We start from the raw sequence: 22969 nt of genomic DNA, 5'->3' as shown, positions 1-22969 counted from the left end.
CCGAATGGGCCTTCCCCTTACGGGAGTTACCCCCGATCGCTACGGTAAGGCACGTTCGACGGCGGCCGCCCCCGGCGGGCGAGTGACAACGAGGAACACGCTATGAGTGAACCCAGCGAGTGGCTCATCTACCGAGGAATCGGCGAACCCCACGACGAGGTGGCGCAACTGCCGCCCCCGCCGCCCTGGCGTGATTTCGCCGGTGGCCGCTCCGGCGCCTCCGGAGGGGACGGCGACGAGTCCGCCGACCGCCGGCTCGGCATCCCCGGGCGCATCGCGGAGGAGCACCGGCCGGGCGCCGAGGAACTCGAAATGATCAACGCGGCGCTGTATCTGCGGCGGCCGCTGCTGGTCACCGGGGTCCCGGGCGCCGGCAAGAGCACGCTGGCGCACTCGGTGGCGCGCGAGCTGGAGCTGGGCAAGGTGCTGCGCTGGCCCGTCGTCAGCCGCACCACCCTGCTCGACGGCCTCTACCACTACGACGCGATCGCCCGGCTCCAGGACGTGCAGATCGCCTCGCACGGGGCGGCCGGCGGGGCGGGCGCCGACTCGGCCCAGAGCGTGGGCAGTTACATCCGGCTCGGCCCGCTGGGCACCGCGCTGCTGCCCTCGGACCGGCCCCGGGTGCTGCTCATCGACGAGCTGGACAAGAGCGACATCGACCTGCCGAATGATCTGCTGAACGTGCTGGAGGAGGGCGAGTTCGCCATCCCCGAGCTGGAGCGGATCGCCGACCGGCTGCCCGACGGCGAGGCGGACGTCCTGGACCACGACGGCAACAAGGTACGGATCAAGGGCGGCCGGGTGCAGTGCCGGGCCTTCCCCTTCGTGGTGCTCACCAGCAACGGCGAGCGGGACTTCCCGGCCCCCCTGATGCGCCGCTGCATCCATCTGGAGCTGGGCCGCCCCGACCACAAGCGGCTGGCGTCCTTCGTCAAGGCCCACCTCGGCGAGGAGGCGGCCCGCTCCAGCGACGACCTCATCGCCCACTTCCTGGAGCGCTCCCGCAGCGAACTCCTCGCCACCGACCAGCTGCTGAACGCCATCTACCTCACCCACGCGGCGGCCCCGGCCGGCCGCGACCGGCTGGCCGACCTGCTCATCCAGCGACTCGACCGGCCGAGGTGAGGCGCTGATGCCCGGGGCCGACCGGACGCCCGCCGACGCGGCGGCGGGCGCGCTGCCCGGCGACGAGGAGGCCGTGGAGGTGTCCGGTGCGCCGGCCGGTGGCGGAGACGTCGTGGCGCTGCCCGGTGACGAGGAGCTCGTGGCGCTGCCCCGCGCGTTGCGTGGCGCAGCGGACCCGCACGACGAGGGACTGCTTCCGGCGCTCGTCGCCCGGCTGCGCGGGGCCGGGCTCGACACCGACGCCGAGCAGCTCTGCGACGCCCTCTGGCTGGCCAGGTGGACGCGCGGCACCGGTGCGCCGGAGGGCCGCGACGCGGTCCCCTCCGCCGGGATTCCGCAGGAGGCCACCGTCCCGGGGTCCACAGGTGCGGCGGACGTACGGGCGGACCCGGTCCCGGACACCCGCCGGGACGACCGGCCCGACGAGGCGCGCGCGGCGTCGGACGAGGAGCGGATCTCCCTGTACCCCTTACCGCGCGGCGCCCGCGGCGGCGGCGAGGAGGAGGACGCCGGCGAGCGCGACGGGAGCGAGGTCCGGGGCGGCGGAAGGCCCGGCGCCCGCACCGCCTCGGTCCTCCCGCTCGGGGTGCCCGCCGCCCCCGTCCTGCCGGCCCCCCTCGAACTCACCCGCGCCCTGCGCCCGCTGCAGCGCTACCACCCGGCCTCCGCCCCCTCCCGCAGCGTCCTGGACGAGACCGCGACCGCGGAGCGCAGCGCCCGCGCAGGCGGCCTGATCATGCCGGTCTTCCGTGGGGTCCGGCGCGGGGACGCCGTCCTCCAGTGCGTGATGGACGCCTCCTCGTCCATGCTGGTGTGGGACCGGATGTTCCGGGAACTCCAGCAGATCTTCGGCCAGTTGGGCGCCTTCCGGGACGTCCAGGTGCGCTATCTCCACCAGGGGCCCGACGGCGGCTGCGCGGTCAGCCGCAGCGCCGACCCCGCCGCCGCCCCCCTGCTCTCGGCGGACCGGCTCAACGACCCGACCGGGCGCCGTGTCACCGTCGTCATCAGCGACTGCGCCGGCCCGCTCTGGCGCAGCGGGCAGGCCCACCGGCTGCTGCACCAGCTGGCCCGGCTCGCCCCGGTCGCCGTCCTCCAGCCGCTGCCGCAGCGCATGTGGAGCCGCACCCGGCTGCCCGTCACCTTCGGCTCGCTGACCCGGGGCGAGGGCCCCGCCGGAGCGGCCCAGCTGAAGGTCACCGGGGACGCCGGAGCCGGCCCCGCCGCCCACCCCGGCGCCCTGGCCGTCCCGGTCCTGCCGCCCGTGGCGGACGCGCTCGCCGCCTGGGCCCGGCTGCTCTCGGGCACGGGCTCGGCGCGGATCTCCGGAGCGGTCGGCTGGGTACGGGCCGACCAGCCCGGGGCCCCCGCCCCGCGCCGGGACGGCGCGCCCTCCTCGCTGCAACTGCTCAGCCGTTTCCGCTCGGCGGCCTCCCCGGTCGCCGGACAGCTGGCCGTCTACCTCGCGGCGGCCCCCCTCTACCTGCCCGTGATGCAGCTCGTGCAGCGCACGATGCTGCCCCAGTCGGGCCCCTCCGAGCTGGCGGAGGTGCTGCTGAGCGGACTACTCCGACGCGCCGACGGCGCCGGGGGGCGCGGACAGTGGTACGCCTTCGAGCCCGAGGTCCAGGACGCCCTGCTCGGACCGCTCGGCCGTGACGAGGCTCTGCTCGTACTCAAGCACTGTTCGCAATACATAGAGCAGCGGTTCGGCAAGGGCGGGCCCAACTTCCCGGCCCTGGCCTTCGCCCAGCTCGGTGACGGCACGGCGCGCGCGTCCTCGTACCGGACGCCCGCCGGGCTCACCGGGCCCGGGCGCACGGACGAGTCCGCCGAGCCCGCCGAGAACACCGACGAAGCCGACGACAGTGAGGAGACCGAGGGGACCGGGGGGAACGAGAGGCGCGGCGGTCCGCGCGTCCCCCACGCCTTTGCCGAGGTCGCAGCCCGCGTACTGGAGCGATTCATGCCCGTGCCCCCCAGATTCGTCACCCGGGAGACGACGGTCCCCGGAACCCCGGCCCCCCTCGACCACCACGCCGTGCAGCGGGCGCGCGAACTCCTGCGCCAGTTCGAGGCCGACAAGATGGTGCAGCGCCTGATCGACGCCGTACAACTGCTGCGGGGCGCCGCCGAGAGCGGCTCACCCGCCGCCGACGACCCCGAGCTGTGGGCTCAGTACGCGCGCTGCGTGCTGCGGCTGTGGGAGGTGCAGGGCGGCGCCGACCTGCTCGGCGAGGCCGAGCACGCCGCCGAACGGGCCGCCGCCCGCCCCGGCGCGGTGCGCGAACGGGCCGTGCTGGCCAAGGTGCTGCACGCGGCGGCCGACGACCGGCGCCGGCGCGGCGACCGGCGCGGCGCGCTGGAGCTGCTGCGGCGCGCCGACCGCGAGTACACGGCGGCCTGCGCCGCCCCCGGTCTCGACCCCGCCGAGGCGCTGCGGCTCACCCTGGAGCGGGTGCGGGCCCTGGAGGCGCAGTGGCGGCTCGACGGCGACAGCGCCCTGCTGCAGAGCGCCTGCGGCATGCTGGAGGCCTTCGCCGACGCCTGGCCCGACCAGGAGAACCGCCCCGCCGTCCTGCCCCTGCAGCGCGGCCGCACACTCCTGAAGCTGGCCCGCGCCACCGAGGACGCCGAGCAGTCCCGGGAGTACGCACGCCGCTCGGCCCGGTCGCTGCGGACCGCCTTCGCCCAGGGCGGCCGGCACACCATGGGCACCGAGGTCCGCATCGTGCTGGACCTCGTGGACGCCCTGCTGGCCTCCGGCGCCGAGCCCGACGAGGCCGCGACCCTCACCGGCCAGGCGCTGGAGACCGTACGCGACCAGCGCCGGCGCGCCCAGCTGCAGATCCGGGCGGGCCGGGTACGGGTCGCCCGCTACGAACACACCGGCGACCCCGCACAGCTCGTGGCCGCCGCCGACTGGTTCGCCCGCGCGGCCCGGGGCATCCCCCGTGACTCCCGGGCCCACACCGATGTGCTCGCCGAGTGGGGCGCCACCCTGCTGCGCCGGGCCGAACTGCCGGACGGGACCGCGCACATCGGCGCCGCCGTGCGGGTGCTGCGCGACTGCCGGTCCGAGACCCCGGCGGGCGGGGCACTCCAGTCTGAGCGGCTGCTGCTGCTCGGCCGGGCCCTGATGCTGCGGCACCGGGCCACCGCCGACCGGGTCGACCTTCGGGAGGCCGAATACCTTTTCAAGCTGGCCGCCGAGGAGGCCGTCGCGCCGATGACCGCGGCGCGCTGCTGGCTGGAGCTGGGCAGGGCGCTGCTCCAGGCGGCCGGGGTGCTGGACCGCCCCGCCCGGCGCGACGAGGCGGCGGAGGCGTTCCGGTCGGCCGCCGAGTCCGCGGCCGAGGCCCAAGTGGAGCGGATGAGTCCACAACAGCTTCAGGAGGCAGTGGAGTTGGGTGCTACAGCCAACCACTGGCGGGGTATGACGTACGAGAGGGCGGGACGCCCCCGGGCCGCGCGGGACGCGTACCGGGCGGCCCGCCAGGAGTGGCGCAAACTGCCGGACGGCGGCGGCGCGGCGGGCGAGTCGACCGCCGAGCGGCTGGCCGTCCTGGAGCGCTGAGTGCTCAACGACGAGCACGACAGGGCGCTCCAAGACCGGTGACGGCCGGGCCACGGACGTCACCGGCCGAGGCGCGCGCGGCAGGACGGAGCGGGTCAGGGACGCGGGACGGCGGTGCGCACTCGACGGCGAGCGCGGCACGGCGGGACCGGTGCTGCAGTACGGGGAGGCGTGATGAGCGAGTCGACACGTAACGACGGGACGGGCGGGACCGGTGGGACCCCCGGTGCCACCGGAGAGCTGCCGGATCTGCTGGGCCTCGACCTGGAGGCGCTGCGGACACTCGACCACCCGGTGCTCGCCGAGGTGGTCGCGGATCTGCGGGGGCGGGCGGAGGAGCCGCAGGAGATGCTCTGGGGTTTCGACGCGGCCTTCTGAGATGGGCCACCCCACAGCACCGGGGCGCGGACCGGGTACCCGGCCGCTCCCGGCGCCCCCTGGTGTGCCCTTCGGGCAGTTCATCGTGAAGGTGCACGGGCGCTGCAACCTCGCCTGCCGTTACTGCTATCTGTACGAGGGCCCCGACCGGACCTGGCGTGCCCGCCCGGCCGCCGCGTCCCCCGAGGTCCTGGACCGGATCGCGGACCGGATCGCCGAACACGCGGCTGCGCACCGGCTGCGCCACATCGCCCTCGTGCTGCACGGCGGCGAACCCCTGCTCGCGGGCCCCGCCCGGCTGGCGGCCCTCGTCGACCGGCTGCGTGAGCGCGCGCCCGACGGCTGCACCGTCCACGCCGTCGTCCAGACCAACGCCACCCTGCTCACCGACGCGCGCGTCAGCACCCTGGCCCGGCACGGCATCCGCATCGGGATCAGCCTGGACGGCGGCCGGGCCGCCCACAACACCCAGCGCGTCGACCACGCCGGCCGCCCGTCCTGGCCCGCGGCCTCGCGCGGCGCCCGGCTCCTGGCCGACCACCACCCCGACGCGTACGCCGGCATCCTCACCGTCGTCGACCCGCGCACGGACCCCGTGGAACTGTACGAGTCGCTGCTCGAACTGCGCCCGCCGTCGGTCAACCTGCTGCTGCCGCACGGCAACTGGACCAGCCCGCCGCCCGGACTGCCGGACCTGACGGACACGCCCAGGGGCCCGGGATCCGGCCGCGCCACCCCGTACGGGGACTGGCTGTGCGCGGTCTTCGACCGCTGGTGGCCCGCCGCCCGGCGGGAGACGCGGATCAAGCTCTTCGAGGAGTGCGTCGGGCTGCTGCTCGGCCTGCCCTCGGCGACCGAGTCGCTGGGTCTCGACCCGCTCAACGCGGTGGTGATCGAGACGGACGGGTCGATCGAACTGGTCGACTCCCTCAAGTCCGCGTACGACGGCGCCACCGCCACCGGCCTCGACGTCTTCCGGCACACCTTCGACGACGCCCTGCGCCACCCCGGCGTCGCCGCCCGCCAGGCGGGCGCCGGCGCGCTTGCCACCGCCTGCCGCACCTGCCCGCTGCTGACCGTGTGCGGCGGCGGGCACTACGCCCACCGCTACCGCGCAGAGAACGGCTTCGCCAACCCCTCCGTCTACTGCGCCGACCTCGAACGGCTGGTGCGCCATGTCGCGGACCGGCTCGCCGACGCAACCGCAGGAGACCCCCCATGAACACCGCCGTCCCCGACCCCGTACTGCGCGAACTCGGCCGGACCGAGGGCGGACCCGCCACCCTCGGTCTGCTCGCCCGCGCCCAGGACACCCGGCGTCTGGTCCTGCTCAGGGCCGTGCTCGACGCGGCCGCCGCCGCGCCCGCGTCCGTGTGCCCGCCCCCGCTGCTCGACCGGCTGCGCGCCGACTGGGCCCTGCTCGAAGCCGCCGAGTTCGCCGACCGCGCGGCCGTGCGGACCGTGCTGTTCCATCCGCTGGCCGGCCCCTGGGCACAGCGGCTCCTGGGCGGCCTCACCGGCCACCGCCCCGCAGGCCCCGGGCTCCTCGACGACCTGGCGCATCTGACCGCACTCGCGGCCTCGGCGGCGATCCGGGCGGGGGAGCCCTGCACCGTCCGCCTCCGCCCCCGGGGCGGCCTGGCCTCTCTGCCCACCCTCGGAGCCGTCAGGGCCGGCCCCGGACCGGTCGAAGTCACCCATGCCGGCGGCGAGGTGACGATCCGCCCGGCCGAGGCCCCGCCCCTGACCGTGCGGGCCCAGCCGGACACCACCCTGACCTCGGCGGACCCCCGCTGGCTTCCCGTACTGGTGCTCCCCGGCGCACTGCCGGGTGCCCACCCGGTCCTCCTCGACGACGTCGACCCCTACGGCACGGAGGGCGACGGGCTCCCGGCCCACGGGCTGAGCGCCACCACCCCCGTCGACGATCCGGCACGCAAGGCCTGGGCCCAGTCCTGGTCCGGGGTGGAGCCCTTACTCCGGATCGGCGGCGGCCACCGCCTGGCCGAAGCGGCCGTGCTGCTGCGCTGCGTCGTCCCGCTGGGCACCCCGCCCGGCTCCGGGGACGAGGGCACCGCCCACTGCAGCGGAACCAGGCGCGAGGCATTCGGCGCCGTCCTCAGCAGCAAGCCCGCCACCTCCCTCTACTTCGCCGCGACCCTCGTCCACGAGCTCCAGCACACCAAGCTGGCTGCCCTCGCCGACCTCGTACCGCTGCACCACGAGGACGCCGCGCCGCGCCACTTCGCTCCCTGGCGCCCGGACCCCCGCCCCTTCGACGGGCTCCTGCACGGCACGTACTCGCATCTCGCGCTCGCCGACTACTGGCAGCGCTACGCACTCCACGCGCGGCGCGTCACTCACCGCGACCTGGCCTGGGCGGAGCACGGCCGCTGCCGGGAACAGGTCGGCGCGGCACTGCCGGTGCTGGCCGGATCGACGGGGCTGACCCGTGAAGGCCGGGCCGTGGTCAACGAGATGATCTCGGTCTACCACCGTCTGGACGATTCTCCGCCTCCCCCGGGGCACCTCGCGCGCGCACAGGCGTACGTGAGCACCGCCAAGGTGATATGGCAGCAGAGGAACGGCCTGCCGAGGCCGTGAGAAGCCTTGGAACACCTGCTGGAGCGGCCATGCTCCGAGGTATGTTGAGAAGGCTCGTATCGAGGCAGGGAGACGGTTGAATGCCGGTAACGCGTAAGCCAGTTGGACCAGCCGGAGAGCAGACCGTCACGATCAGTTTCGCCGGTTTCAACCGCGCCTGGGCGGCGTGGATCACGGACCGTCTGGAACGGCGTGGTGTGACGGTGCGCCAGCAGCGCTGGGACCCTCCGGTGGAGATCCCGCTGGAGGAGTCGCTACGGGACCTCAAGCTCGCCCAGGGCCGCATCCTGGTGATCCTCAGTGACTGGTACTTCCAGCTCGGCCCCCGCAGCCACGACGAGTGGAACCGGGCACTGCGCGCCGAGGTCGCACCGGACCCCGACCGGTTCGCGGCAGTCTGCGTCACCACGTCCGCGCTGCCCGGCGCCACCTCGGCCCTCGGCGCCGCCGACTTCACCAATGTCGGTGCCGACGAGGCCGAACGCCGCTTGCTGGCCCGCCTGGGACTGTCCGACGAACCGCTGCCCGAGTCCGCCCGGGCCCGGCCCGGCCCCCGCTACCCGGCCGAGACCCCCCAGGTGTGGGGCGGGGTGCCGCGCCGCAACATCCGCTTCACCGGACGCGAGGACTGCTCAGCAAGGCCTACCGGGCGCTCCAGGAGTCCGGAGCGGGCGCCGGCGTCGTCACCCTGCACGGCATGTCCGGTGTCGGCAAGACCCAGCTGGCCGCCGAGTACGTCTACCGCTTCGGCTCCGAGTACGACGTGGTCTGGTGGGTGCCCGCAGACCGGCGCGCGCTCTACCGGCAGAAGCTCGCCGAACTCGCCCCCGAACTGGGCCTGTCCACCGGCGCCGAGTACGGCGAACGGCTGCGTGCCGTCCGCGACTCGCTGCGCCGGGGCGACCCGCACTCCCACTGGCTGCTGGTCCTGGACGGCGCGGACGACCCCGACCAGATCTGGGACCTGGTCCCGACCGGTCCCGGGCACGTCCTGATCACCTCACGCAACCCCGAGTGGAGCGAGCACAACAGCGACCTCGTCGAGGTGCCCGTCTACTCCCGCGACGAGTCCGTCGCCTTCATCCGCCGCCGCGCGCCCCGGCTGACCCCGGCCGAGGCCGACCAGTTGGCCGAGGCGCTCGAGGACCTGCCGCTGCTCCTCGACCAGACCGCCGGCTGGCTCAACGACTCCGACCTGTCGGTCGACGAGTACATCGGCCTCCTGGAAGGCGGCATCGACCAGGACGTCGTCAAGGTCTCCGCGGACTTCCCGCTCGCCTTCCAGACCGCCTGGTCGATACTGCTGAACAAGCTCAAGGACACCGTCCCCGAGTCCGTCGACCTGCTGCGCCTGTGCAGCTTCTTCGCGCCCGGATCCATCCCGGTACGGCTGCTGAAGGAAATGCCCCCGGGAGAACTGCCGGAACAGGTCGCGGGCCTGATGAACGACCCCCTGCTGTGGAACAAGGCGATCGGCCAGCTCCGCCAGTACTCCGTGGTCCGGCTGGAGTCCCACGAGTCGGTCGTGGACGCGGCATCGTCCGGCGAATCGCTCTACATGCACCGCATGGTCCACCAGATCGTCGGCCACGACATGGCGCAGCAGGACCGGCAGGAGTTCATCGACGTCGTGCGCCGGGCCCTCGCCGCCGCCGACCCCGGCCGGCCCATCGACACCCGGCTCTGGCCCGCGTACGCCGAGATCACCCCCCACCTCAAGTGGGCCGACGTCCTCAAGAGCACCGACCCGGCCGTCCAGACGCTGGTCCTCAACTGCCTGCGCTACATGTACTTCTCCGGCGAGTACCGGGCCGGCATCAAACTCGGCGAACGCGCCCTGGCCGCCTGGCGCGAACTCCTCGGCGACAGCCACCCCAGGATCTGGGACGTCAGCTACCACTACGCCAACCTGCTCAGGGCCGTCGGCGACTACGCCGGCACCGAGGTCATCGAGCGCGCGGCGGTGGAGCATCTGCGCGCGGAGCGCGGCACCGACGACCTGGAGCATCTGCGGGCGGCCACCGGCCTGGCCGCCGACCTGCGGGGCCTGGGGCGGTACGACGAGGCGCTGGAGATCTCCTCCTGGGTCGTCACCGCGTACCAGGACCTGCTGGGCGACCAGGACTCGCGGACGCTCAACGCGCAGAACAACCTGGCCGTCACCCTGCGGCTGCTGGGCCGGTACCAGGAGTCCCTGGAGCTCAACCGGCGCACGCTGGACTCCCGGCGCCAGCTCCTGCGCCAACGGCACACCTGGACCCTGTCCTCGGAGATCCACTACGCCACCGACCTGCGCCTGCTCGGCCGCTACGGCGACGCGACGTCCCTGCAGAACCAGAGCGCGCAGGTGCACCGGCGCGTCCTGGGACCGGACAACCCGCAGACCCTGCGCGCCGAGTTCAACCTCGCGCTGTGCCACTACCGTTCGGGCGAGCGGACCAAGGCTGCCGCCCTGTTCACGCGGGTCCTGGAGCGGTGCGAACGGGTCCTCGGCGAGGGCGCCCCGCTGACGATGATGTTCGCGGCCGGCCAGAGCTGCTTCGCCCGGGAGCACGCCAACATCGACCAGGCCAGGGCCATAAGCGAGAAGGTCGTTGCCGGGTACGTGGACATGCTCGGCGAGGAGCACCCGTATACCGCCGGGACCCGGGCCAACCACGCCCTGATCCTGCGCAACGTGGGGGAGCGGGAGCACGCCCACGCGCTGCTGGAGGAGTCCCTGGCGGCCATGACCCGGGCCGTGGGGGAGAACCACCCCTGGACGCTCGGCTGTGCGATCAACGCGTCGGCTGTCCGCAATCTGGTGGGCGACCCGGAGTCCGCCGCCGCGCTGACGGACTCGGTCGTCACCCGGGCCGTCGAGGTGCTCGGCCGCACCCATCCGCTGACGCTCTCCGCCCGGATCGCGCACGCCGCCGATCTGCGCGGCCTGCGGGAGCGGCAGAAGGCCGAGAAGATCGAGGGCGAGGCGCTGGGCGACCTGGTCGCGACGCTCGGCGCCCAGCACGTCCACACGGTCTCGGCCCGCTCCCGCAACCGCCCGTACTGGGACTTCGAGCCGCTGATCGTCTGAGCGGCCGCACACCCCGCGACGCCGAGGGGCCCGCCCCGCGATTCACTCGCGGGACGGGCCCCTCGGCGTACGTACAGCGACCGGTCAGGCCTCGAAGACCTCTGCGACCAGCTGTGCCTGCTCGGCCTGGTGGCGCTTGGCCGAGCCGACCGCCGGGGACGAGCCGTGCGGCCGCGAGATGCGGCGCAGGCGCTCACCGTGCGGGATGTCGGCGCCGACGGCCAGGTCCAGGTGGTCGATCAGGTTGAGCGCGATGAACGGCCACGCACCCTGGTTGGCCGGCTCCTCCTGGGCCCACAGGTACTTCGCGGCGTTCGGGTACTTGGCGATCTCGGCCTGGAGCTCGGCACCCGGCAGCGGGTACAGGCGCTCCAGCCGGATGATCGCCGTGTCCGTGACGCCGCGCTTCTCGCGCTCGGCCTCCAGGTCGTAGTAGACCTTGCCGGCGCAGAAGACGACCTTGCGGACGGCGTTCGGGTCGACCGAGTCGTCGCCGATCACCGGGCGGAAGCCGCCGGTGGTGAACTCCTCCACCTTCGACGCGGCCGCCTTGAGGCGGAGCATCGACTTCGGGGTGAAGACGATCAGCGGCTTGTGGTGCGGGTTGTGCACCTGCCACCGCAGGAGGTGGAAGTAGTTCGACGGCAGGGTCGGCATGGCGACCGTCATGTTGTCCTGCGCGCACATCTGGAGGAAGCGCTCCGGGCGGGCGGACGAGTGGTCCGGGCCCTGGCCCTCGTAGCCGTGCGGCAGGAGCAGCGTGACGCCGGAGGTCTGGCCCCACTTCTGCTCGGCCGAGGAGATGAACTCGTCGACGACGGTCTGCGCGCCGTTGACGAAGTCACCGAACTGGGCCTCCCAGATGACCAGCGACTCCGGGCGGGCCAGCGAGTAGCCGTACTCGAAGCCCATCGCCGCGTACTCGCTGAGCAGCGAGTCGTAGACGTTGTAACGGGCCTGCTCGTCGGAGAGGTAGAGCAGCGGTGTGTAGTCCTCGCCGGTCACCTGGTCGACGAGCACCGCGTGGCGCTGGCCGAACGTGCCGCGGCGGGTGTCCTGGCCGGCGAGCCGGACCGGGGTGCCCTCCATCAGCAGCGAACCGATGGCCAGGGTCTCGCCCATGCCCCAGTCGATCGTGCCGTTCTCCACCGAGGCGGCGCGGCGCTGCATCTGCGGGAGCAGACGCGGGTGCACGGTGATCGACTCGGGGATGTTGACCTGGGACTCGGCGATCCGCTTGACGACCTCGGCGGAGACCGCGGTGGTCACGGCCACCGGGAACTCGGCCTGCGGGTCGGAGACATGCGGCTGCGCCGGCTGCGAGGTGGCCTCGCGGACCTCGGCGAACACCTTCTCCAGCTGGCCCTGGAAGTCCTGGAGCGCCTGCTCCGCCTCTTCCAGGGTGATGTCGCCGCGACCGATGAGGGACTCGGTGTAGAGCTTGCGCACCGAGCGCTTCTTGTCGATCAGGGTGTACATCTGCGGGTTGGTGAACTCCGGGTTGTCGCCCTCGTTGTGACCGCGGCGGCGGTAGCAGATGAGGTCGATCACGACGTCCTTGTTGAACGCCTGCCGGAACTCGAAGGCGAGCCGCGCGACGCGGACCACGGCCTCCGGGTCGTCACCGTTGACGTGGATGATCGGCGCCTCGATCATGCGCGCCACGTCGGTGGCGTACATCGAGGAGCGCGAGGATTCCGGGGCGGCGGTGAAGCCGACCTGGTTGTTGATCACCACGTGCACGGTGCCGCCGGTGCGGTAGCCGCGCAGCTGCGACATGTTGAGCGTCTCGGCGACGACGCCCTGGCCGGCGAAGGCCGCGTCGCCGTGGAGCGCGACGGGCAGGACCGTGAAGTCCGTGCCGCCCTTGTTGATGATGTCCTGCTTGGCGCGGGCGATGCCCTCCAGGACCGGGTCGACCGCCTCCAGGTGGGAGGGGTTGGCGGCCAGCGAGACCTTGATCTGCTCGCCGTCCAGACCGGTGAAGGTGCCCTCGGCGCCCAGGTGGTACTTGACGTCGCCCGAGCCGTGCATCGAGCGCGGGTCGAGGTTGCCCTCGAACTCGCGGAAGATCTGCGCGTACGACTTGCCCACGATGTTGGCGAGGACGTTGAGGCGGCCGCGGTGGGCCATGCCGATGACGACCTCGTCGAGGCGGGCCTCGGCGGCGGAGTCGATGACCGCGTCGAGCAGCGGGATGACGGACTCGCCGCCCTCCAGCGAGAACCGCTTCTGGCCGACGTACTTCGTCTGCAGGAACGTCTCGAACGCCTCCGCGGCGTTCAGCCGGCGCAGGATGCGCAGCTGCTCCTCGCGCTCGGGCTTGGGGCGCGGACGCTCCACCCGGTCCTGGAGCCACTTGCGCTGCTTCGGGTCCTGGATGTGCATGAACTCGATGCCGGTGGTGCGGCAGTACGACTCACGCAGCACACCGAGGATGTCGCGGAGCTTCATCATCGTCTTGCCGGCGAAGCCGCCGACCGCGAAGTCCCGCTCCAGGTCCCACAGGGTGAGGCCGTGCTCGGTGATGTCCAGGTCGGGGTGCTTGCGCTGGTGGTACTCCAGCGGGTCGGTGTCGGCCATGACGTGGCCGCGGACCCGGTAGGAGTGGATCAGCTCGAAGACCCGTGCTGCCTTGGTGACGTCGTCGTCGTGCGAGGCGTCGATGTCCTTGAGCCAGCGGACCGGCTCGTAGGGGATGCGCAGCGCCTTGAAGATCTCGTCGTAGAAGTCGTTCTCGCCGAGCAGCAGCTGGGACAGGATCCGCAGGAACTCGCCGGAGGCGGCGCCCTGGATGACCCGGTGGTCGTACGTCGAGGTCAGGGTCATGACCTTGGAGATGCCCAGCTTGTTCAGGGTGTCCTGCGAGGTGCCCTGGAACTCGGCGGGGTAGTCCATCGCGCCGACGCCCATGATGAGGCCCTGTCCGGGCATCAGGCGGGGCACCGAGTGGACGGTGCCGATGCCGCCGGGGTTGGTCAGCGAGGCGGTGACGCCGGTGAAGTCGTCCATGCCGAGCTTGCCGTTGCGGGCCCGGCGGACGATGTCCTCGTAGGCCTGCCAGAACTCGAAGAAGTTGAGCGTCTCGGCCTTCTTGATGGCCGCGACGACCAGCTGGCGGTCGCCGTTCGGCTTCACCAGGTCGATGGCCAGGCCGAGGTTGACGTGCTCCGGCTTGACCAGGGTCGGCTTGCCGTCCTTCACCGCGAAGGAGTAGTTCATCGCCGGCATGGCCTTGAGGGCCTGCACCATCGCGTACCCGATCAGGTGCGTGAAGGAGATCTTCCCGCCCCGGGCGCGCTTGAGGTGGTTGTTGATGACGATGCGGTTGTCGAAGAGCAGCTTCACCGGGACGGCGCGGACGGACGTGGCCGTCGGCAGCTCCAGCGAGGCGTTCATGTTCTTCGCGACGGCGGCCGAGGGGCCGCGCAGCGTCACGTACTCCGGGCCGGCCGGAGCCTCGGTCGCCTCGGCGGCCGGGGCCTTCGCGGCGGGCGCGGGCGCCGGAGCGGACTTCGCCGGAGCCGGTGCGGCGGCCGGAGCCGCCTTCACCGGGGCCGGAGCGGCAGCGGGCGCCGCCTTGGCCGGGGCCGGAGCCTGGGCCGCGGGCTGCGCGGGCGCGGCCGGAGTGCTGTTGTCGGTGGCGGCCGGCGGCGTGGCGGCCGGGGCCGCGGGCACCGCAGCCCCCGCGGCTGCGGCGCCGGGAACGGGCTTGTCCGCCGTGCCGGACGTACCCGGCTTGTAGTCGGCGAAGAAGTCCCACCAGGCGCGATCGACCGAATTGGGATCCTGGAGGTACTGCTGGTAGATCTCGTCGACGAGCCACTCATTGGGGCCGAAAGCGGCAGCCGGGTTGGGACCCGGGCTCACTTGGTCGGTCGAGATGCTCGAGTTACTGGGGGACTGAGACGACACGGCGGCAACCGCCCTCTTCCGCTTCACAAGGTGATGGACAGCGGAAATCAAGGCTACGCCTCCCCGGCCGTTCCATGCAGACCGGGCCGGGGTTCGTCGTGCAAGTCACATCGAAAGTCGGGTTTCGGCGCAGGAAATGGCGGGAAACAAGCTTGGTTCCGCTTCACTCCGGGTACGTGAAGCCGCAGCTGCGGCCCCTTGGACCGTACCCCTTGAACAGAACACGCAGAACGCGCCCTTCCGGTTCGAACCCTATGTCAACCTCGCGGCTGACGAATCCCCGGAAGAGTGACGCGGATGCGGCATCCGCGAGCTGATTCGGCCACACCGATCCGGCCGCCGTGCAGATCCACCGCCCAGCGGGCGATCGCCAGCCCCAGACCCGTGCCGCCATCGCTGCCCGGGCCGTGCGGGGAGGACACCTCGCCCCGGTTGAAGCGCTCGAAGACACGGTGGCGCTCGGACTCCGGGATGCCGGGGCCCTCGTCCAGGACCTCCAGCAGGAGGGACTCGGGCTGCGGGCCGCGCCGGGCGAGCACCGTGACCCGGCCGTGCGGCGGACTGTGCTTCACCGCGTTGTCGATCAGGTTGGCCACCACCTGGTGCAGCCGCTCGGCGTCCGCGTGCGCGGTCAGCTCCGGGGGCGAGACGTCCAGATGCAGATGGACGTCCTTGCGGGAGTGATTGCCGGAGCCGGAGGACAGCCGGCGGTGCGCGGCGGCGAGGTTCGCCTCCTTCAGCACCCCCGACAGATAGGGCCAGACCTCGAAGCGGTTGGCCTTCAGCGTGACGACGCCGTTGTCCAGCCGGGAGAGGTCGAGGAGCGTCTCCACCAGCCGGCCGAGGCGCTCCGTCTGTTTCAGGGCCGTGCGCATGGTCTCCGGATCGGCCGAGGACACCCCGTCCACGACGTTCTCCAGGACCGCTCTCAGCGCCGCGATGGGGGTGCGCAGCTCATGTGAGACATTCGCCACCAGCTCCTTGCGGTGCCGGTCCACGGCCGCCAGGTCGTCGGCCATGAGGTTGATCGTCTGCGCCAGGTCGCCGAGCTCGTCGCGCCGGTCGGCGCCGTTCACCCGTCTGGTGTAGTCGCCGTGCGAGATCGACCGGGCCACCGCCCGCATCTCGTCCAGCGGCGCGGTCAGGCCGTGCGCCACGAACTGGGTGATCAGCAGGGTCGCGATGACCGAGAACACCGTGATGAACCGCAGCTCGGTCCGCGTACGCAGGGCCACCATGAGCAGCCCCGTCGTGATGAAGACGGACACCACCACCAGCGTGCCCAGCTTGGCCTTGATGGAGAACGGCCGCAGCCCCCGCCCGGGCCCGGGCGCGGTCATGGCGCGGGGGTCTCCAGCGCGTAGCCGACACCGTGCACGGTACGGATCCGCTCCGCGCCGATCTTCCGGCGCAGCGCCTTGATGTGGCTGTCGACGGTACGGGTGCCCGAGGCGTCCGCCCAGTCCCAGACCTCGGCCAGCAGCTGTTCGCGCGAGAGCACCGCGCGCGGGGTGTTCGCCAGGCACACCAGCAGGTCGAACTCGGTGGGCGTCAGGTGCACGTCGTCGGCGCGCACCCGCACCCGGCGCTGCGCGTGGTCGATCTCCAGCTCGCCGAGGCGGAGTATGCCGCTGCGCGGGGTCACGGCCGCCAGTGCGGCCCGCTCGACCCGGCGCAGCAGGACGTGGACCCGGGCCGCCAGCTCACGCATCGAGAACGGCTTGGTCATGTAGTCGTCGGCGCCGACCCCGAGCCCGACGAGCATGTCGGTCTCGTCGTCGCGCGCGGTCAGCATCAGCACCGGCACCGGGCGCTGGGCCTGCACCCGGCGGCAGACCTCCAGGCCGTCGAAGCCGGGAAGCATGATGTCGAGCACCATCAGGTCCGGCTGCCAGGCCTCGGCCGCGTCCACGGCCGCCGGGCCGTCCAGCGCGGTCTGCACCAGGAAGCCCTCGGCCCGCAGACGGGCGGAGATGGCATCGACGATCGTGGCGTCGTCCTCGACCACCAGCACCCGGCGCTGGGCGCCCGGGGTGGCCGCGACACCGTTGTGGGTGGTGTGTGTCTGTTCCATCGCCCCGCCCCTGCCCGTTCTCACGGAGGCCATTCCCCCGGACGTACGGTTCTCGCTCGTGAATTTCGTGGGTGATCCCGCTATCGGTCAGCAGCGTAAAGGCAGCGGACGGCTCCCGGCTACGCAGGGTGCAAGGGCGTACGAACGGTTCGGGCGTACGCGGGAGGCGGAGTGTCGCGCTTGTGGGGGCTTGGCCCCCGGGCGTCCCGGGGGCCCGGATACCGGGCGGGGGGATACTGCCCCGCTTCCGGCCTCCTCTCACTCCGATCGAATTGCGAGATGGACCACGTCGGGCACACCTCGGGCAACGCCTACTTCTTCGGTCCTTACCCCATGGAATCCGGCATTCCGCAGGGCTTCCTCGAATGCGGCGGACGGTTGTGCGGACCACACCGCGAGCACCCCGCCCGGGGTGAGCCGCGCCAGGCAGTCGGCGAGCCCGGCGGGGGAGTAGAGATTCCCGTTGTCCTCGGTGACGGTCCAGTCCGGTCCGTTGTCGATGTCCAGACACAAGGCGTCGTAACGGTCCGTAGCCGTACGAAGGTGGGCGACGAGGTCCGTCGTGAGGATCGAGGTGCGGGGATCGGCCAGCGCCGGCCCCGAGATCCCGGCCAGCGGCCCGTCCAGGTGCCAGTCCACGATGGCCTGCTCCCGCTCGGCGACCGCGATCCGCCCCCACCGGGGCTCGGCGGCCGCGCGGGCGAGCGAGAAGCCGACGCCGAGCCCGCCGATCAGGACCGAGGGGGCGGTGCGGGCGGCGGGCAGCGCGGCGAGCGCGGCATCGATCAGCAGCCGCTCCGAGCGCCCGTCCGAGGTGTCCATCAGGAAGCACCCGTTGGCGATGATCTCGTAGTCCTCGCCCCGCCTGCGCAGGACGACCTCCCCGTACGGTCCCTCGCGGCGGTCCAGGGTGACGGGGGCGAGGGCGTCGGGGCCGAACGTGTGGGGCATGGCGCTGAGTCTCCGGTGGATGTCGGACGGTGTCCCCTTCATCCTGTCGCGTCCGCCCGCGCCCGGGCCAGCGGATACCCGGACCCGGACGGTGCCTCGAACACCACGTCCACCGCCGCCGTAGTGACGTCGGCGTCCGCGCTGATCGCCCAGGCGGCGACCCGGGACACCACGGCGGCGGGCACCGCCTCGCTGATGCCGGGGGCCGCCGGGACGTCGTGCGTGGCGTGGGCGTCGTACGGGAGCACGACCCGGTGGCCCCGGGCCAGGGCGGTGCGGGCCGTGGCCTGGACGCACATCTCCGACATGAGCCCGCAGACGGCCAGCGGCCCGACGCCGGCTTCCGTCAGTACCTCGCCCAGGGCGGTCTCCTGGAAGCCGTCGTCCCAGGTCTTGCGGATCACGCACTCGGCGGGTCCCGCCTGCACGGGGAGGTGGAGCGCCCAGCCGGGGGTGTGCGGCGCGTCGTCCGCACCGGGTTCGCCGTCGTTCTGGAGGTGCACGACGAGGGCGCCGGCCGCGCGGGCCCGGGCCAGCAGGTCCGCCGTGCGCTCCAGCAGCACGGCGGCCCCGGGCACGGCGCGGTCGCCGGTCACCCCGGCCTTCTGTACGTCCACGACGAGCAGGGCCTGTGCGGGGAGCGGGGAATCGGTCATGACGCCATCCTGTCCGGCGCGGGGGCCGTCCTCCACGGGGTTTCAGGCCCTGAGCCGCCCGGAAATCGCGGAGCGCCCTGCGGCGTTGCACCGGAGGAACGCGGTGGCCACCGGTTGATCGCTCAGAGCGAACACCCCTCGGGGAACATTGAGGGGCTCACGAGCATTGAGTCTGCATAGCTCAACTTGACTGCCGAAGGGGAGATCATGGCTACTGAGTCCAATGCGGTCACACCGCTCACCTTGCCTGTGCTGCCGCTCGACGACGAGGTCGTGCTGCCCGGGATGGTGGTGCCTCTGGACCTGTCCGACACAGATGTACGTGCCGCCGTCGAGGCCGCACAGGCCGCCGCCCGCGAGGGCGGTGGCAAGCCCGAGGTGCTGCTCGTCCCGCGCATCGACGGCACCTACACCGGGATCGGTGTCATCGGGACCGTCGAGCAGGTCGGACGGCTCTCGGACGGTGACCCCGGCGCGCTCATCCGCGGGCGCGGCCGGGTGCGGATCGGGGCCGGCACCAGCGGGCCGGGCGCCGCGCTCTGGGTGGAAGGGACCCGGGTCGACGTCTCCGTCCCCGAGCCGCTCCCCGGAGCCGCCGCCGAGCTGGTCAAGGAGTACAAGGCGCTGGCCACCAGCTGGCTGAAGAAGCGCGGTGCCTGGCAGGTCGTGGACCGGGTCCAGCAGATCGAGGACGTCTCGGCGCTCGCCGACAATTCCGGGTACTCGCCCTTCCTCACCACCGCGCAGAAGGTGCAGCTGCTGGAGACCGCAGAACCGGTGGCCCGGCTGAAGCTGGCCATCCAGTGGCTCGGTGAGCACCTCGCCGAGCAGGACGTCGCCGAGTCCATCGCCAAGGACGTCCAGGAGGGCGTCGACAAGCAGCAGCGCGAATTCCTGCTGCGGCGCCAGCTCGACGCCGTGCGCAAGGAGCTGTCGGAGCTCAATGGCGACCCGGAAGACGAGTCCGACGACTACCGGGCGCGCGTGGAGGCCGCCGACCTTCCCGAGCACGTCCGCGAGGCCGCGCTCAAGGAGGTCGACAAGCTGGAGCGCTCCTCCGACCAGAGCCCCGAGGGCTCCTGGATCAGGACCTGGCTGGACACCGTCCTCGAACTGCCGTGGACCGAGCGGACCGAGGACGCCTACGACATCAGGGGCGCCCAGGAGATCCTGGACGCCGAGCACGCCGGTCTCCAGGACGTGAAGGAGCGCATCACCGAGTACCTCGCGGTGCGCAAGCGGCGTGCCGACCGGGGGCTGGGCGTCGTCGGCGGGCGTCGCGGCGGCGCGGTGCTGGCCCTGGTGGGGCCGCCCGGCGTCGGCAAGACCTCGCTCGGTGAGTCCGTGGCGCACGCCATGGGCCGCAAGTTCGTCCGCGTCGCGCTCGGCGGTGTCCGGGACGAGGCGGAGATCCGCGGCCACCGGCGTACGTACGTCGGAGCGCTGCCCGGACGCATCGTCCGCGCCATCAAGGAGGCCGGTTCGATGAACCCGGTCGTCCTGCTCGACGAGATCGACAAGGTCGGCTCCGACTTCCGGGGCGACCCGGCCGCCGCCCTCCTCGAAGTGCTCGACCCGGCGCAGAACCACACCTTCCGCGACCACTACCTGGAGGTCGAGCTCGACCTCAGCGACGTCGTCTTCCTGGCCACCGCCAACGTCCTGGAAGCCATCCCGGAGGCGCTGCTCGACCGGATGGAGCTGGTCAGGCTCGACGGCTACACCGAGGACGAGAAGGTCGTCATCGCCCGCGACCACCTGCTCCCGCGCCAGCTGGAGCGGGCCGGTCTGGAGAAGGACGAGGTCACCCTCGACGAGTCGGCGCTGCGCAAGCTGGCCGGCGAGTACACCAGGGAGGCCGGCGTACGGAACCTGGAGCGGGCCGTCGCCCGGCTGCTGCGCAAGGTCGCGGCCCAGCACGAACTGGGCGACCGCGCGCTGCCGTTCACGGTGACCGAGGACGACCTGCGCGGTCTCATCGGCCGTCCGCACCACGTCCCCGAGTCCGCCCAGGACCCGGCCGAGCGCCGGACCGCCGTGCCGGGTGTGGCCACCGGACTCGCGGTGACCGGGGCCGGCGGTGACGTCCTGTTCGTGGAGGCCTCGCTGGCCGACCCGGAGACCGGGGCGTCCGGACTGACCCTCACCGGCCAGCTCGGCGACGTCATGAAGGAGTCCGCGCAGATCGCGCTGAGCTTCCTGCGGTCGCACGGCGCGGAACTGGAACTGCCGGTCGCGGACCTGAAGGACCGCGGCGCGCACATCCACTTCCCGGCGGGCGCGGTGCCCAAGGACGGGCCGAGCGCCGGTATCACCATGACGACGGCACTGGCCTCGCTGCTCTCCGGGCGGCTGGTCCGCACCGATGTGGCGATGACCGGCGAGGTCTCGCTGACCGGCCGGGTGCTGCCGATCGGCGGGCTGAAGCAGAAGCTGCTGGCCGCGCACCGCGCGGGCATCACCACCGTGGTGATCCCCAAGCGGAACGAGGCCGACCTGGACGACGTCCCGGCCGAGGTGCTGGAGACCCTGGAGGTCCACCCGGTCACCGACGTCCGCCAGGTGCTGGAGATCGCTCTCGCCCCGGCCGAGGCCCCGGCGGAGCGGAGGATCCCGGCCGCGGCGTAGGTGCCACGGCGTGACGGGCGTGGCACCACGGACACGGCCGGTGCGGACGGCCCGCCTCCCCCTCGCGGGGCGGCGGGCCGTTTCGCGTACCGCAGGTCCTACGGGCGGTAGATGGTCCCCGGGACGGGCTCGGCCGGAGCCATCAGCTGGGGCACCGTCACCAGGGTGTAGCCCTGCTTCTGCAGTGCGTCGATGATGCCGGGCACCGCGGGCACCGTGCCCTTGTAGATGTCGTGCAGCAGGATGATGCCGTCCCGGCTCGCCTGGTCGAGTATCCGCTTCTTGATCAGCGCGGAGTCGGTCGTCGAGTAGTCCTTGGCGGTGGCGCTCCACAGGATCTGGGAGAGCCCGAGGTCCTTGCTGATCCCGGAGACGGTGTCGTCCGTGCGGCCCTGCGGCGGGCGCATCAGCCGCGGCTTCTTGCCGGTGATCTCCTCTATGGCGTCCTGCGTCTTCTCCAGCTCGGCCCGTATCTCGGCCGGCTTCTTGTCCGTGAGGATCTCGTGCGACCAGGTGTGGTTGGCGACCTCGTGGCCCTCGGCCTCGATGCGGCGCACCGTGCCGGGGTGCTTCCTGACGTGGTTCTTGCCCAGCAGGAAGAAGGTCGCGTGGACCTTCTTCTCCTTGAGGATGTCCAGCAGGTGCGGGGTGTCCTCGGCCGGGCCGGCGTCGAAGGTCAGCGCTATGCACTTCGCCTTGCGGCAGTCCACGGAGCCGAACGAGCCCTTGGCGTCCGAGCCGGCGTCGGAGCGCGCGGAGCCGGGGGCGGTGGTCTCCATCGAGCACCCGCTCAGGGTCAGCGTGAGCGCTGTCACAAGGGCGACGGCCAACCCCGTACCGATCGACTTCCTCTTACTGGGCAAGGCGGGTCACTCCCTCGTACCTGAACGGCGCACGGCGTGTGCGACTGGAAGGACTATACATACGAGGTATACATCAGGTGTATAGGGGGGTGTGGAGTGACTCCGGGGCGCGAAGTGCCTGGTCAGGCGGTACGAACGAGGCGGAGCCCGGTGACGGGGTACGTCACCGGGCTCCGCCGGGTCGAACAAGCGGCCGGGGCTGCCGGCCGGGGGCCGCTAGCCGTTGGCCAGGGCCTGGACGCGGTCGAGGGCGCCGTTGAAGTGGTTGTGGTCGCCGACCGTGGGGCCGGTCGAGGTGTACTGCCAGATCGTGTAGAAGCCCCAGCCGGCCGGGAGTTCGCCGACGGTCGTGTTGTACCGGGCCACCCAGAGCGGGTTCGTGGCGGCGAAGCCCGCGTTGTTGCCCGTGCAGTCCTTCCACCAGCTGGTCGCGGTGTAGATCACCGCGTCCCGTCCGGTGCGGGCCTTGTAGGTGTTCACGAAGTCGCGGATCCAGGAGACCATCGCGGCCGCGGTCTTGCCGTAGCACTGGGCGCCGTACGGGTTCCACTCGATGTCGAGCACGCCCGGCAGGGTCTTGCCGTCCTTGGACCAGCCGCCGCCGTGGTCCACGAAGTAGTTGGCCTGGACGGCGCCGCTCGTGGTGTCCGGCGTGGCGAAGTGGTACGAGCCGCGGATCATGCCCACGTTGTAGGAGCCGTTGTACTGCTGCGCGAAGTAGGGGTTCGTGTAGTACGTCCCCTCGGTGGCCTTGGTGTAGGCCCACTTCACACCGCTGTTCCAGAGCGTCGGCCAGGCGACGTTGCCCTGGTGGCTGCTGACGTCCACGCCCTCGGTCTGCACGGCGCGGGTGTCGGCGGGCAGTCCGCCCCGGCCGTCGTGGGCGACGACGCCCATGCCCATCGTGGCGGTGCCCCGGGCGGGCTTCGTGGGATCGCCGCCGGACGCCTGCGCGGCGCCGGGGAGGGTGATGAGGAGGGAGAGGGCTGCGAGCAGAGTTCCCGCCGCGGCGAAGCGCGAACGGCGGGCTGTCTTGGAGCCGGATCTGTGCACGGGCATTGCGTGCCTCCGAGGCCTCAGTGGGGGGATCGCTGACCCGGGGGGCGCGGGCGCGCCCCGGGG

13 protein-coding genes and 1 pseudogene are annotated in these 22969 nt (G+C 72.4%); 7 read left to right on the top strand and 7 right to left on the bottom strand.

All coding sequences use genetic code 11. The features are described from left to right. The first annotated feature begins 102 nt into the window (after window positions 1-102). From RLT58_RS11320 to fxsT, 6 genes and pseudogenes are all read left to right on the top strand, one after another. Window positions 103-1128: an AAA family ATPase gene (locus RLT58_RS11320; protein ID WP_311310272.1), complete on the top strand. Its 1026-nt coding sequence runs from the start codon at window positions 103-105 to the stop codon at window positions 1126-1128. 7 nt (window positions 1129-1135) lie between these two features. After that, entirely contained in the window at window positions 1136-4705 is a 3570-nt protein-coding gene (locus tag RLT58_RS11315) for an SAV_2336 N-terminal domain-related protein (protein ID WP_311310271.1), read from the top strand. Between the two features lie 174 nt (window positions 4706-4879). Then, window positions 4880-5083 (top strand): FxSxx-COOH cyclophane-containing RiPP peptide, encoded by a 204-nt coding sequence (fxsA, locus tag RLT58_RS11310; RefSeq protein WP_311310270.1) that lies wholly within the window; start codon window positions 4880-4882, stop codon window positions 5081-5083. 64 nt (window positions 5084-5147) lie between these two features. Further along, window positions 5148-6305 carry an FxsB family cyclophane-forming radical SAM/SPASM peptide maturase gene (locus RLT58_RS11305; RefSeq protein ID WP_311310269.1) on the top strand — a complete coding sequence of 386 codons (1158 nt, stop codon included), beginning with the start codon at window positions 5148-5150 and terminating at the stop codon, window positions 6303-6305. Then, window positions 6302-7687: an HEXXH motif domain-containing protein gene (locus tag RLT58_RS11300; RefSeq protein WP_311310268.1), complete on the top strand. Its 1386-nt coding sequence runs from the start codon at window positions 6302-6304 to the stop codon at window positions 7685-7687. The genes RLT58_RS11305 and RLT58_RS11300 overlap by 4 nt, the downstream gene beginning before the upstream one ends. Before the next feature lie 80 nt (window positions 7688-7767). Further along, window positions 7768-10760, top strand: a pseudogene (gene fxsT, locus RLT58_RS11295) (FxSxx-COOH system tetratricopeptide repeat protein). An 84-nt stretch (window positions 10761-10844) separates the two neighbouring features. Here the strand turns inward: fxsT and RLT58_RS11290 are convergent. From RLT58_RS11290 to RLT58_RS11270, 5 genes are all read right to left on the bottom strand, one after another. Further along, on the bottom strand, window positions 10845-14675 hold the full coding sequence (locus RLT58_RS11290) for a multifunctional oxoglutarate decarboxylase/oxoglutarate dehydrogenase thiamine pyrophosphate-binding subunit/dihydrolipoyllysine-residue succinyltransferase subunit (protein WP_311310267.1): 3831 nt from the start codon (window positions 14673-14675) through the stop codon (window positions 10845-10847). Between the two features lie 257 nt (window positions 14676-14932). Further along, window positions 14933-16015, bottom strand: a complete 1083-nt coding sequence (locus RLT58_RS11285; protein WP_311310266.1) for a HAMP domain-containing sensor histidine kinase — start codon at window positions 16013-16015, stop codon at window positions 14933-14935. Beyond that, a complete protein-coding gene (locus RLT58_RS11280) occupies window positions 16012-16749 on the bottom strand; it encodes a response regulator transcription factor (protein ID WP_014154105.1) in 738 nt (245 codons plus the stop codon). Before RLT58_RS11280 ends, RLT58_RS11285 begins: the two co-directional genes overlap by 4 nt. Before the next feature lie 258 nt (window positions 16750-17007). Further along, window positions 17008-17700, bottom strand: a complete 693-nt coding sequence (locus tag RLT58_RS11275; RefSeq protein ID WP_311310265.1) for a spermidine synthase family protein — start codon at window positions 17698-17700, stop codon at window positions 17008-17010. 38 nt (window positions 17701-17738) lie between these two features. Next, window positions 17739-18356 carry an isochorismatase family protein gene (locus RLT58_RS11270; RefSeq protein WP_311310264.1) on the bottom strand — a complete coding sequence of 206 codons (618 nt, stop codon included), beginning with the start codon at window positions 18354-18356 and terminating at the stop codon, window positions 17739-17741. A gap of 207 nt (window positions 18357-18563) precedes the next feature. Here RLT58_RS11270 and lon point away from each other — a divergent pair, with 207 nt between their 5' ends. Further along, window positions 18564-20984, top strand: a complete 2421-nt coding sequence (lon, locus tag RLT58_RS11265) for an endopeptidase La (RefSeq protein WP_311310263.1) — start codon at window positions 18564-18566, stop codon at window positions 20982-20984. A 98-nt stretch (window positions 20985-21082) separates the two neighbouring features. Here lon and RLT58_RS11260 read toward each other — a convergent pair whose 3' ends face one another. Further along, window positions 21083-21763, bottom strand: coding sequence for a polysaccharide deacetylase family protein (locus RLT58_RS11260; protein WP_311314480.1), 681 nt, complete (start codon window positions 21761-21763; stop codon window positions 21083-21085). Window positions 21764-22063: 300 nt separating this feature from the next. Beyond that, entirely contained in the window at window positions 22064-22906 is an 843-nt protein-coding gene (locus RLT58_RS11255) for a lysozyme (RefSeq protein WP_311310262.1), read from the bottom strand. Window positions 22907-22969 lie beyond the last annotated feature (63 nt).

This window comes from Streptomyces sp. ITFR-16 (assembly GCF_031844705.1).
Lineage (GTDB): Bacteria > Actinomycetota > Actinomycetes > Streptomycetales > Streptomycetaceae > Streptomyces.
The sequence above is the reverse complement of the archived record's forward strand: the minus strand, read 5'-3'. Positions and strand labels throughout refer to the sequence as shown.